Annotated in this window: 12 protein-coding genes; 4 read left to right on the top strand and 8 right to left on the bottom strand. The window is 53.1% G+C overall.

The window, feature by feature from the left end:
• Positions 1–137: 137 nt before the first annotated feature.
• Positions 138–833: a YggS family pyridoxal phosphate-dependent enzyme gene (locus F457_RS0104690; RefSeq protein ID WP_018979981.1), complete on the bottom strand. Its 696-nt coding sequence runs from the start codon at positions 831–833 to the stop codon at positions 138–140.
• 54 nt (positions 834–887) lie between these two features.
• On the opposite strand from F457_RS0104690, the gene F457_RS0104685 reads away from it, so the two are divergent.
• Positions 888–2,210, top strand: coding sequence for an RsmB/NOP family class I SAM-dependent RNA methyltransferase (locus F457_RS0104685; protein WP_018979980.1), 1,323 nt, complete (start codon positions 888–890; stop codon positions 2,208–2,210).
• 47 nt (positions 2,211–2,257) lie between these two features.
• Here F457_RS0104685 and F457_RS0104680 read toward each other — a convergent pair whose 3' ends face one another.
• The gene (locus F457_RS0104680) at positions 2,258–3,295 is read right to left on the bottom strand and encodes a cysteine synthase A (protein WP_018979979.1); all 1,038 of its coding nucleotides are present in this window, start codon (positions 3,293–3,295) and stop codon (positions 2,258–2,260) included.
• Positions 3,296–3,359: 64 nt separating this feature from the next.
• Here F457_RS0104680 and F457_RS0104675 point away from each other — a divergent pair, with 64 nt between their 5' ends.
• A complete protein-coding gene (locus F457_RS0104675; RefSeq protein WP_156809348.1) occupies positions 3,360–3,746 on the top strand; it encodes a rhodanese-like domain-containing protein in 387 nt (128 codons plus the stop codon).
• A gap of 2 nt (positions 3,747–3,748) precedes the next feature.
• Here the strand turns inward: F457_RS0104675 and F457_RS0104670 are convergent, their stop codons facing one another.
• Complete coding sequence (locus tag F457_RS0104670; RefSeq protein ID WP_211209035.1) at positions 3,749–4,660, bottom strand: DUF2272 domain-containing protein; 912 nt, start codon at positions 4,658–4,660, stop codon at positions 3,749–3,751.
• Between the two features lie 164 nt (positions 4,661–4,824).
• Positions 4,825–5,808, bottom strand: a complete 984-nt coding sequence (locus F457_RS0104665) for an aldo/keto reductase (RefSeq protein WP_018979976.1) — start codon at positions 5,806–5,808, stop codon at positions 4,825–4,827.
• A 163-nt stretch (positions 5,809–5,971) separates the two neighbouring features.
• On the opposite strand from F457_RS0104665, the gene F457_RS0104660 reads away from it, so the two are divergent.
• Together F457_RS0104660 and F457_RS0104655 are read left to right on the top strand one after the other, a co-directional pair.
• Positions 5,972–6,979 (top strand): CobW family GTP-binding protein, encoded by a 1,008-nt coding sequence (locus tag F457_RS0104660; RefSeq protein WP_018979975.1) that lies wholly within the window; start codon positions 5,972–5,974, stop codon positions 6,977–6,979.
• A gap of 11 nt (positions 6,980–6,990) precedes the next feature.
• Complete coding sequence (locus tag F457_RS0104655; RefSeq protein WP_018979974.1) at positions 6,991–8,040, top strand: WD40 repeat domain-containing protein; 1,050 nt, start codon at positions 6,991–6,993, stop codon at positions 8,038–8,040.
• A 59-nt stretch (positions 8,041–8,099) separates the two neighbouring features.
• On the opposite strand, the gene F457_RS0104650 is transcribed toward F457_RS0104655, so the two are convergent.
• The 4 genes from F457_RS0104650 to F457_RS0104635 all read right to left on the bottom strand — a co-directional run bounded on the left by F457_RS0104650 (position 8,100) and on the right by F457_RS0104635 (position 12,596).
• Complete coding sequence (locus F457_RS0104650) at positions 8,100–9,014, bottom strand: SPFH domain-containing protein (RefSeq protein WP_018979973.1); 915 nt, start codon at positions 9,012–9,014, stop codon at positions 8,100–8,102.
• Positions 9,015–9,036: 22 nt separating this feature from the next.
• On the bottom strand, positions 9,037–10,398 hold the full coding sequence (locus F457_RS12175) for a chloride channel protein (RefSeq protein ID WP_083912717.1): 1,362 nt from the start codon (positions 10,396–10,398) through the stop codon (positions 9,037–9,039).
• Positions 10,399–10,600: 202 nt separating this feature from the next.
• Positions 10,601–11,539, bottom strand: coding sequence for a cation diffusion facilitator family transporter (locus F457_RS0104640; protein WP_018979971.1), 939 nt, complete (start codon positions 11,537–11,539; stop codon positions 10,601–10,603).
• Between the two features lie 7 nt (positions 11,540–11,546).
• Positions 11,547–12,596 (bottom strand): cation diffusion facilitator family transporter, encoded by a 1,050-nt coding sequence (locus F457_RS0104635; RefSeq protein ID WP_018979970.1) that lies wholly within the window; start codon positions 12,594–12,596, stop codon positions 11,547–11,549.
• Positions 12,597–12,600: the final 4 nt, after the last annotated feature.

Raw genomic sequence — 12,600 nt, 5'->3', positions numbered from 1 at the left:
GAGAAAGTCCTGTTGACTGATGAAGCCCGACTATAGGGTGTGACGGGCAAGATATCCCCTCAAGGGGGCACTTCAGACACGTTTATTCTGGCTTCATGGCAGTATTTGCTAGGAAAATGCAAGTCTCTTACGGTAATTCACCCAGAATGTGAGAAGCCATGAGGCGGGCGTGTGCCAAAAATAGCACTACCAACACGCACATAATGGGCACCAGCAGCGATGGCTTTTTCAAAATCACTGGACATTCCCATAGAAAGAATGGGCAGTCCGTGGCGCTGCGCAAGCTCTGCGAGAGCGCGGAAATGTGGGGTTGGGTCTTCATTGTGCGGCGGAATAGCCATGAGACCTTTAACATGGCTGCCAAAGCGCGTGAGGCTGTCTTCAATAAAGTGATCGGCTTGTGCGAGGGGAACGCCAAATTTTTGCGGCTCGTTGCCCGTATTGACCTGAATAAGCAGCTCGGGAAGGTGTCCTATCTTCTGCGAGGCCTTTTCTAGGGCGGTTGCAAGAGAGGGGCGATCAAGGCTTTCGATACAATCGGCAATCCGACAAGCGTCAACAGCTTTGTTGGTTTGGAGGCCGCCAATAAGATGGAGGCGCAGGTCAGGCCATTTTGCGCGTAGAGCGGGAAATTTTTCGGCGGCTTCTTGGACGCGATTTTCGCCAAAAGTTCGTTGTCCGGTTTCAAGAGCGGCAATCACCGAGTCTTGAGGGTGAAACTTACTCACCGCCACTAAAGAAACGCTGTTTTCTGGGCGGTGAGCAGCTTTTTGGGCATTAATAATGCGTTGTTTAACCGCATGAAGGGCGGAGGAAATGCTCTGTTGGGTCATAACTCTATAGAGAACGTCATTGCGTTCCGCACGACAAGATGCAAATTCAGCTTTATGAGCACATTTTCTTCTTCCCGTTCGGCCTCGCGCCCGCCTCGACCCTCCCGCCGTAAGGGAGGACGCACACCAGCCCCTCGGGCGGCAGACCCTGTCCGCGATCTGGCCTTTGATATTGTATGCGGCGTTGTTGAACATCGCCGCATGTTAGAGACAACGCTAGAGCGGAGCACGGTGAAAGAAAGTCGTGATCGGGCGGCAGGCCATCGTTTAGCGGCGGCGACATTGCGCCATATGGGGAGTATGAGCGAGCTGCTTGGGCCTCTTTTACGGCGAGAACCTCCCGCATCTGTGCGCTGTGCGTTATTGATGGGCGTGGCGCAATTATTGCATTTGGAAACCCCTCCACATGCAGCGGTGGGCACGATTGTGGATCTTTTGCATCGTCGTGGATTAGCGCCTTTTGCAGGACTAGCGAATGCTGTCTTGCGTAAAGTCTCGCGTGAAGGTGAGACGCTGCGTGAAGGGCTGGATGAAGCACGTTTGGATGTTCCGCCGTGGCTTTGGAGAGCATGGGGGCGGCGCGCACGTGCCATCACACGGGGTTTTTACCGTGAGGCGCCACTTGATATAACGGTGAGGTCTTCTGATAATATTCCAGAAGGTGGAGAGATGCTGCCGACAGGGACGGTGCGCTTCCCGAACGGTACGCGCATGGTTGAGCTTCCGGGGTTTGAGGACGGTGCGTTTTGGGCACAGGATGCAGCCGCGGCGATGCCTGTGCGTTTGATGGGTGACCTTCACGGGAAGCAGGTTGTTGATGTCTGCGCAGCTCCTGGTGGGAAAACGGCGCAGCTTGTGTGTGCTGGCGCAGAGGTGACGGCGATTGAGCGTGAGAAAAAGCGCGCACAGCGTTTACAAGAGAATTTGAAACGTCTGTCACTATCGGCTGATATTGTGGTGCAGGATGGTTTGGAGTGGCAACCCACACAGCCTGTGGATGCTGTGTTGCTGGATGCGCCATGTTCTGCAACGGGGACATTGCGCCGTCATCCTGATGTCTTGTGGGTCAAGCGGCCGCGTGACGTTAAAGCCCTTGCAGAAGGGCAGGATGCCTTCATTAAAGCGGCGTATAAGATGCTCAAGCCGGGTGGTACGCTGCTTTATGCTGTGTGCTCTTTACAAGATGAGGAAGGGCCACAGCGTATTGAAGCGGCTCTTGAGCAAGGGGGGTGGACGCTCTCTCCGTTTACGGAAGAAGAGCTTTCCGCTCTGCCACAAGCGCGCACTGAGGAAGGCTATTACCGGACGCATCCGGGCATGTGGTCTGAACGTGGTGGCCTTGATGGCTTTTTTGCCGCCCGTTTGATCAAACAATAACGAGGACTATGGCTGAGGGGGAGATACCCCTCAGCCATGAGCAGGCCTTAGAGCCATGGCGGCGTTGGTAGGCCCTTTCCTTTAAGAAATTCTGTGTTGAATAGCTTGGATTGATACCGTGCGCCACCATCGCACAGGATGGTAACAATTCGGTGGCCAGGGCCAAGGCGCCGTGCTGTGCGAACAGCAGAAGCAATGTTGATCCCACTGGAGCCCCCTACAGACAGGCCTTCATGTGCGGTGAGGTTAAAGACATGCTTCAGAGCTTCAGCATCGGGAATGCGCTCAGCATGGTCTGGGGCGCTGCCGTCTAGGTTAGCGGTAACGCGTGATTGACCGATTCCTTCGGTAATGGACCCACCACTCACGCTGAGGTCATTCTGAGTGACCCAGCCATAAAGCCCAGAACCCTCTGGGTCAGCGAGTACGATTTCGGGCGCTTTGACACCGCTTTGGGTCGCTTGATCACGCAGGCCGAGGGCGATGCCCGCTAAAGTGCCGCCTGTGCCACAAGAGCAGGTAAAGGCATCAATTTTGCCGTCCAGTTGTGACCAAATTTCTGGCGCTGTGCTGTGACGATGCCCTTCGCGATTCGCGGTATTGTCGAATTGGTTAGCCCAAAACCCGCCTGTTTCTTCTGCAAGGCGACGGGATACGTGCACATAATTGCCCGGATCACGGTAGGGCTTTGCTGGAACGAGGCGCAGGTCAGCGCCGATCATACGCAGGAAGTCGAGCTTCTCTTTGCTTTGTGTTTCTGGCACGACAATAACGGCTTTGCAGCCCATGGCTTGGGCGACAAGAGTGAGGCCAATGCCGGTATTGCCAGCTGTGCCTTCCACAACGGTGCCGCCTTCTTTGAGAAGCCCGCGTTTAAAGGCGTCTTCAATGATGGCGAGTGCCGCGCGGTCTTTGACAGAACCGCCAGGGTTCATAAACTCAGCTTTACCGTAAATGTCGCATCCTGTGGCTTCTGATGCTTCACGGAGGCGGATGAGCGGCGTGTTGCCGATCGCCTCAATCATTGAAGCCGCAGGGCGGCCATGACCTACGGTTGTGAGTGAGTGGGTAGAAAAATCTGTCATCGGTCGTGTTTCCTTGCCACAATGGCCTATCGTTAATAATGAACTCTAACGTATGAAGGTCGTGATGAAAAATATACAAGCAAAGAAAGCATGGGAAATCCTGAAAGCAAATCCAAAGGCTGTTCTCGTTGATGTGCGTACACCTCAAGAATGGGCGGCTGTGGGTTTCCCTGATTTGAGCACGCTAGGGCGTGAGGCTGTCGCACTGACATGGTCAGCAGAAGAGCCAGAAGCTTTTCACCAAGCGCTGGACGAAGCTGTGCCAGACAAGACTGCCTCTCTCTTTTTCTTATGCCGCTCGGGCGTACGGTCGCACCATGCGTGTGAGAGTGCTTTTGAAGCTGGGTACCAAAACACAGCGAATATTGCTGATGGCTTTGAAGACCGTCATGGCCCTGGGACAGGGTGGCGGGCGTCTGCCTTGCCTTTTATATTGCGTCCCTTGTCATAACGTTATTGCCCGCTATTAGGCTCTTCTGTTGCGTCGTACTGAGGAGCAAGGATGGCACACCACGGATAGCGCGTATCGTAGCTCGTACCGTCTGGTGTGCTGACGCGCCCGTATGCATCGACAGGCACATGGGTCAGCGCAACGCTATCGTCAATATTGCCGCCTACAATGCTGATTTCACGCCCAAAAGGTGGGGCATTTTGCCCTACAGAGACAACAATGCCGCAATGGGCTGGAAAGGCATATGAGGTTGGAAGCATTCTATAGGTGATGGAACGGCTTCTCCCTCGGCCAACGCAGAGGAGGTCGCCTATTTGTGGGGCATAGGCGGCAGGGTCTTGGGCTGTCAAATTGGGGTTTTGCCGGCTTGCAGCAGCGTTAATATACGTGGCGTGGTTGGGGGAGTAGGTGAAGCGTTCATTCGCACCAGCAACACGCATGACGTAGGAAATAAAGGCTGCTGACCACGCATAATGGCCATCAATATTAGCTGAAAAGAGTCTGCCGTCACCGTCTGTTCGTCCAGTCCAATGACTTTCTGTTTCATAAAGATCTTGGCCGATCCACCAATATTCTCCCACGCGTTGCCAAAGGCCGGGGAGGCGTTCTGGTTTGAGCGCCGGGCTGCTTGGATCAGGGCGGTCATGGGGGTCTTCATCGGCGACGGGTGTGCCAAAGAGGCGCCATTCACGCAGGGCGATGGCGGCGACATCTTGGCGGTTAAAGGGCACAAAATTTCGTGTTGCAAAATCAGGCACGCGGACATTGTACCCCAGCGGGCCAGTCTGGCCATTACTATATTGGGCAAGCGGCGTTTGATGTGGCGCTGTTGAACAGCCAGCTAGGGCAAGGAGGACATAAGTTGTGAGCATTTTACGCTCAAATAGGCGTGATATCGGCACGTTGTCCCTCATTGTCCTAAGCTGTTTCGTTAAAGTGACGGTCTAACAAGGCCGCTAAAGACGCTTTTCGTCAAGTGTCAGTTTTCTAGCCAATAGGAGAGAGAGTGTTTCTTTTGTGATAATGACATAAAAAAAGGGGCGGAGAGACCCGCCCCTTCAGCAGCATATTCCAGTGCTTAATGGCTCTGTGGTGGTGCCATAAATGTTGGGCGGATCGGTGTTGGCACATGACGGGCCAAAATATCATTCACCGCCTTTTTGTCTTCTTCTGTTAGAGACCAGCCAAAGACATCAGCAATCCCGCTAATTTGCTCAGGCTTACGAGCGCCCCAAAGAGCGATCGTTGGGCCTTGGTCGAGCACCCAGCGGATGGCAAAAACCATGAGAGACTTCCCACGGCGATCGGCCACTTCCTTTAGCTCATCAATCGCAGCAAGATAGGCTGGGAAATGCTCTTTTTGGAACTTAGGATCACTGGCGCGCAGATCCGTATCAGGGAATGTGGTGTTCGCGTTCATTTTCCCTGTCAGCATCCCACGGCAGAGCGGGCCATAAGCGAGGAGAACTTCATGGTTCTTCTTTGCGTAAGGAAGAATATCGTCCTCAAGAGCGCGCTCAAAGATGTTGTAAGGGTTCTGCGTGCTGGCGAGCGGGGCAACCTCACGGAAAATATCCATTTGCTCAGGTGAGAAGTTGCTCACGCCCAATGCACGGATTTTTCCTTCTTGATGGAGTTTTTGAAGCTCACGAGCCGATTCATCAATCGGTGTATTGGCATCGGGCCAATGGATCTGCTCGAGATCAATGGTGTCAACGCGCAAACGGCGCAGAGAGTCTTCAACCTCTTTTCGGATACGTGCTGGGGTAGAATTACGGAAAGGCTTGTCATCTTTCCAATCCAAGCCCAGTTTCGTGGCGATACAGGCCTTATTGGGCTTCTCAGCAAGTGCGCGGCCAACGATTTCTTCCGAATGGCCAAAACCATAGACGGGGGCGGTATCAATAAGATCCACCCCTTCATCAAGGGCACGATGAATGGTGCGCACACCATTATCATCATCGGGGCCACCCCACATCCAGCCACCGATGGCCCATGTGCCAAGGGCAACGCGTGAAACAGGTTTTTCAAAACCAGGAATTTGAATGGTGTTTGCGTCCATATATCTTCTCCATAAATGAGAATTTTTCTCCTCCCATATTTGACTCTCTTGATCTCAGATGCAAGCGAAGCCTTTGTGATTTGGGATGAAGACCCTTTATAAGAAAGACATATATTGAGGCGTGGTATGGCCACGTCGTCTGACTGATGCAGGAGTGACGGTAATGACGGCCTCACATGATTCAACGATTCCCGTAACTGTGCTCACCGGTTTTCTTGGTGCGGGGAAGACAACGCTGCTTAATCATATTCTCACGGCTGATCACGGTAAGAAATACGCCGTTGTGGTAAATGAGTTCGGTGAACTCGGGATTGATAACGACCTCGTTGTTGATGCTGATGAAGAAGTTTTTGAGATGAATAACGGCTGTGTCTGTTGCACGGTTCGGGGGGATTTGATCCGTATTCTCACAAGCTTGCTTCGTCGTCGGAAACGCTTTGACGGTATTATTATTGAAACGACAGGTTTGGCAGACCCTGCACCAGTGGCGCAGACGTTCTTTGTGGATGATAATATCCGCCAGAAAGCGCGGTTGGATGCTGTTATTACCGTTGTAGATGCCGCGAATGTGTTGAACACACTCAAAGAAAGTGCCGAGGCTGTTCAGCAGATTGCCTTTGCTGATGTCATTATCCTCAATAAGGGGGATCTGGTAAACGCGGAGCAGGAAAAAACGATCCGCGAAAGAATCCGTTCTATGAATGCGGTTGCGAAGATCTACAAAACCGAGAAGGGGAATGTTGCGCTCAATGATATTCTCGACCAAGGAGGATTTGATCTTGAGCGGGCGCTCACCACCATGCCGGACTTTCTTGGGGACGATGAGGAAGAGCATGGTCATCATCACCACCACCATTATCATGAGCATGATCACGGCATTACGAGTGTGTCTTTTTCCCTCAAAGAACCGCTTGATGAAGGGCGTTTCCAAGCGTGGATTGGCGCTATTTTACAAGAGCAGGGGCCGGACATTCTTCGTGCGAAAGGGATTTTACAGTTTAAAGGGGAAGACAAACGCTTTGCCTTCCAAGCCGTGCATATGATGGCGGACGGGGATTACATTACGCCGTTCAAGGACGGAGAAGAGCGCATGTCGCGCCTTGTCTTCATTGGTCGTCATTTAAATGGCGATGCTTTACGGCGTGGTTTTGAACGCTGTGTGGCGGTGTGATGATGAGTGAGATGACCAAAAGCCTCTTAGAAACACGCGGTGCAGAGCGCTGCTTTGAGGCGCCCATTGTCGGTGTGCAAGTCAGTCGTGATGGTCAGACTCTTGCCGCTTTGACGATCGATGGTGATGCTGTGCTCATGGCCCGCGAGACCATGCGTCAAAGCGATGAATGGCGCGTGGTGTCTGTTCATGATGGCGCGCTCAGCTTTGCCCAAGGCTGCGGTGAAGACAGCTTCCTGAGTGGTGGTGAGGATGGACGCGTGGTCAGTCTTGCGGCTGATGGCACGGCCACGGAGCTGCATAAAGGCCGCGGCTGGATTGATTGTCTTGCGAGTACGTCCACGCATTACGCGTTTTCATGTAAAAAGCAGGTGAGCTTGCGTGAGGCGGGGGGCACAGAAGACCTGAAATCGCTTGAGCATCCTTCTGCCATTAGTGGTTTGGCCTTTGATGCTAAAGGGCGGCGTCTGGCGGCGTCGCACTATAATGGCGTTTCGCTCTGGTTTGTGCAGTCCAAGGATGCGAATGTGCATTCTTTGACATGGAAAGGCAGCCATACCGGGTTGTGTATGCACCCCGGTGGTGAAGCGGTTGTGACCAGTATGCAGGAAAATGAGCTGCATGGTTGGCGTCTCTCCGATGGGCATAATATGCGCATGAGCGGCTATCCACGTAAAATTGGCTCAATGGATTTTACCCGGAAAGGGCGTTGGTTGGCGACATCGGGGGCAGATGCGGCCGTATTGTGGCCCTTCTTTGGTGGTGGTCCGATGGGCAAAGCCCCGATGGAGCTTGCGCGTCTGCCGGGCTTGTTTACGACAGTGGTCAAAACGCATCCAACCGATGATATCGTTGCGATCGGCTTTGAGGACGGAACCGTTCTGTTAGCAGAAGTTGGTGGTGACGAAGGGCGGATTCTGCCGATGTGTAATGGTCAGCGTAGCGGTGGTGTGAACCGTGGCGCCGTGACATCGCTTACATTTACACCCCAAGGTGGGGCGCTCATCTTCGGAACAGAAGAAGGGTATGTCGGTGTGGTGGACTTGTCCGCTCACGGGTAAGAATGAAAACGCTTTCCCCCTGTATGATGAGGGGAGAGCGTTTCAAAAAAGACGGTTTTCTATACGGCCTTTTGTTCGCTTCTAAGTTGTGTTGCGAGGGAAGCAAGCGAGCCTGCATTGCCATTGGTTGTCATGCCGGTGGGGATGAAAATGATCGTCGATTTCCCATCGGCAGATGCGGTAGAGACCATATCTGCCTCAATGGTTTTATGCATCAATGTCATAATCTCATGAGACGAAGCAGAAGGAAGCCCTTCTTGCATAAGCTCAAAGCTTTCCTTGAAGCCTGTCGCAATAGCGAGGCGTTGTTTGGCGATCCCTTGGCCTTGCAGCTCCTTACTTTCACTTTCTGCTTTGGCGAGTCCAACGCGCCGCAGACGTTCTGCTTCTGCCTCAGCCGCGGCGGCTTTCTGGCGTGACAGAGCGGCGATTTGGTTATTCATGGCCGCCATGACATCGGGTGGCGGCATGGGTTGCTCAATCACCACATCATCAATCTGCATGCCGGTTTCGAGGGCATTTTTAGCCTGATCGCCAATAATACGCTGTGAGATCTGGTCTTTTTGCGCGTAGAGGTCTTGTAAAGTCATGGAGTGAATAATCTGGCGCAGCTCATTTTCTACGCGCCAGATGAGCTGACTGACGGGATCAGCCACCTTGTAGGTATAGGCCAGAATGGCTTCATCAGTTGGTTTGACACTGAAGCGAACCACCCATTGAATAGAGAGAAACGCGTCATCCTGTGTTTTTACTTGGCTGTTGCGTTCAATCTGCGTTTGTTTGAGATCCACGCGGTTTACGACCCGGCGGAAAGGCAGCAAGATGCGTAGCCCCGGGTAGAGAGCCCGTTTAATGGGCACACCAAATTGTTCGGTCACGAGAGCCGTTTGTCCGTGGACGACAAAGATATGCTGCCAAATATAAAGCAAAACGCCAAAGGCAATAGCGCAAAGGACAATGAGAAAAGGAACCATAAAGAACCCAGCTTTCAGGATGTTATTCTGGTTTTTTCTTTTGTTTGTAGTCCTCAAAGTTCTTTTTTTGCAATGTTTGTTCTTGTGCATCCATAAAACGGTCTGCCAAGCGACTGTAAAGCGAGTGAGAGCACACCATGCGGGATACACCAAAAGCGAGGAAGGATGTGGCCAGCAGGGCGAGTGTGACTTGCTGGTTATCGCACATTTCCATCACAATCACGGTTGCTGTGAGTGGTGATTGTACAACCCCGCAGAAATACGCGACCATCCCGAGTAGAACAACGGCGCCCGGGGCGGTATGAGGCAGAAATTGGGCGACCCAGCCGCCAATAGATGCACCAATAGACAGGGATGGAGCAAATAGCCCGCCGGGAATGCCGGAGCAATAAGAAATAATCGTTGCAAGATATTTATAGATGAAGAATGACGCGGGGTAATGCTCATGCCCTACAATGATGGAGCGTGCTTGTTCATACCCCGTGCCATAGGTCGCCCCCCCTGAGATGATCCCAATAATCGCGAGGAGGAGGCCACAAAGGGCGGCAAAGCTGATAGGGTGTTCACGTGTGAAACGACCGAACGCGCCGGGCAGTCCTTGTGATGCTTTCATGAGGATAGCGGAAAAGAGACCGCCAGTTAGTCCGCCTAAAATGCCACAAGCCAACACAGCGATCCATGCTGTGCCGATGGGCACATCAACGGTTGTATGGCCAAAATAGGTGTAATTACCGACGAGAGCGATCGCGGTAACACCAGAGAGCACAACCCCTGTCAGCGTGGTGCCAGAGGTGCGTTGCTCAAAAGAATGAGAGAGCTCTTCAATAGCAAAGACAATCCCTGCAAGCGGGGTGTTAAACGCGGCTGAAACTCCGGCTGCGCCACCTGCAAGGATCATTCCACGTTTGGCAGAGATATTGGCATGGCCCATCAAGCGAGAGAAGGCGTGCATAATGGCAGCACCTACTTGCACAGTGGGGCCTTCACGCCCGATGGACGCGCCACAGACAAGACCTAATGTGGTGAGAAGAATTTTCCCAAGAGCTGTGCGTAGGGCTAAAATTCGGTCAACAACACTGAAATTTTCGATATGAAGGGTCGCGATGGCTTGAGGGATACCCGATCCTTGCGCACCTTGGAAGAAAGTGCGTGTTAGCCATGTTGAGAGGGCTAAGCCGGCCGGAGCGACAATGAGCATGATCCAAGGATGCCAGCTCATCAGACGATGGCAAAGGAGGCTGGCTTGGTTTGCCAGGCCCGCAAAACCGACGGCGACGAGGCCAACAATAATCGCAGCAATCCAGCAGAGCACGGAGCGTCGCCACTGGGTCGTTCGAGTGCGGGCTGAGCGTCGTAAGTGCGTAATACGGTTACGCCGCCGCATAGAGTGACGAGAAGGCGAGGGGGAAGAGGCAGAATCGGCCACGGCTCAGCATATCCAGACGAAAAAGAGCAGTATTTAGCGTGCACAGCACCTCTGTTCGCTCCTGCCAGTTAAAAGGCAGGAGGGTCAAGGGGACGTGGCGGTATTTATAACGCGTGCGTGCTTTATAGGATACGAAAACCCTATAGGCTGCCGGCTGGGATTAAGAGGAAAGAACGAGAACGCTGTTTTGACCTGGTTCGTGGCGTTTGGCCATTTTCTCAGGCTCTACATGAATATGGATAGAGGCTTGCCCAAGTTCCTGACGGAAGGCGGCCTCAATACGGTCACAAATATCATGTGCTTCTGTGATCTGCATATGGTTCGGCACGACGAGGTGAAACTCGACAAAGAAGAGAGAGCCGACTTTGCGCATCCGTAAATCATGCGCTTCAAGAGCGCCGGTGCCTGTTTGCGCGATCAGGAGACGGAGTTTTTCCACTAAGTCCGCAGAAGGGACCTCATCCATCAAGCCAGACATGGAGCGGCGCATCATGCAAAAGCCCGTCCAGAGGACATTAAGGGCGACGAGCGCTGAGAGAAGCGGGTCTAGGCCATTCCAATGGACAAACGGGATGAGTGAAACGCCAATAAGCAGGGCCAAGCTTGCCCAAACGTCTGACTGCACATGTTCACCGGCTGAAAGCAGAGCTTGAGAGGTATGGCGCCTCCCGATTGAGATCATGATCCGGGCCCAGACTAAATTGATCACCCCTGCGAGGGCATTGAGAGTCACTCCGAAAAAGGGTGCGTCAATGGGCATCGGGTGGAACGCGTCATGCAAAGCGATGAGGAGAATACCTAAAGCGGCAAGGACGACGAGAACACCTTCAATAACAGCCCATAAATATTCTGCTTTCCCATGTCCATATTGATGATTGTCGTCGGCAGGACGAGCCGCGAAGGAAACAGCCCATAATGTGCCGATGGAGGCGACGACATTCAGGATCGTCTCAATAGCATCAGACAAAAGCGCTCCAGAGCCGGAGACATAATAGGCGCTATATTTAACGGCCAAGACAATGACGCTGACAAAGATCGACAGACGAGCAATGCGTAAGCGGAGGGGAGATGGCGCTGTTGGGGTCAGGGAAGAAGGCATATGTCAGTTACGGATGGGCATGTGTGTGTGGTGCATCTGGCTCAGGAGAAGATGAACAGCTTTCTGTGGCGCAGAGTGACGTGTCGGGTAGAGGGTCTATCTGAAAGGTCGGATGCGCAATAGAGAAACGTTCCTGTAATAGTCGTTGTGCTTCTGTCAAGATTTTCTGTGTTGCTTTTGCCCCTTCCGTAAGGGAGTAGGTTGTCGGGAAAGGGCTGAGCACAAGATGAACGGTGAGGGCTGTTTCTGTTGTGCTGACAGGCCAAATATGGAGATGGTGGCTATCAGCAACCCCGGGAATGTTGCGCAGAGCTTGAGAGACCTCGGCAATATCTGTTCCAGCGGGCACGCCATCAAGGGCAAGGCCGAGTGATTGGTGCAGAAGAGACCATGTGCTCCAAATGATAATAGCCGATACGGCCAAGCTGACCAATGGATCAATGATCGTATAGCCTGTGAGCATAATGAGCCCCCCGGCAATGACCACACTGAGAGCCATCAGCGCATCGGAAGCCATGTGGAGGAAAGCCCCACGCATGTTCAGGTCATGATGAGCCCCGCGCATGAGCAGAAGTGCCGTCCCGCCATTAACGAGGATACCGATGAAGGCCACGATACTGACTGTTTGTCCGTGCACATTTTCAGGGTGGAAGAGCAGGAGGATAGCCTCCCATATAATCCCACCCGTGACGAGAAGGAGAATGATAGCATTGCCGAGCGCGGTTAAAATCGTGGCGCGTTTGAGCCCATAGGTAAATTGCTGAGAGGGTGCACGTTTTGCGAGAGACTGCGCTAGCCATGCTGCGCCCAAGCCCAGCACATCGGAAAGATTATGGCCGGCATCTGCAAGGAGCGAGAGGGAGTGCGCCCATAGTCCCCATGTGACTTCCCCAATGATATAGGCGCTATTGAGCGCAATGCTCAAGACGAAGATGAGCCCGAAGGAGGTTGGGGCATGGTGGTGATGTCCGCCGCCATGGTGATGGGTGTGGTCATGGTCGTGATGATGGGCATCAGGGCCATGGGAGTGGGAACAGGAAGGCTGCTGGCTGGTCATATCC

It is taken from the genome of Saccharibacter floricola DSM 15669, assembly GCF_000378165.1.
Classification (GTDB): Bacteria; Pseudomonadota; Alphaproteobacteria; order Acetobacterales; family Acetobacteraceae; genus Saccharibacter; species Saccharibacter floricola.
The sequence above is the reverse complement of the archived record's forward strand: the minus strand, read 5'-3'. Positions and strand labels throughout refer to the sequence as shown.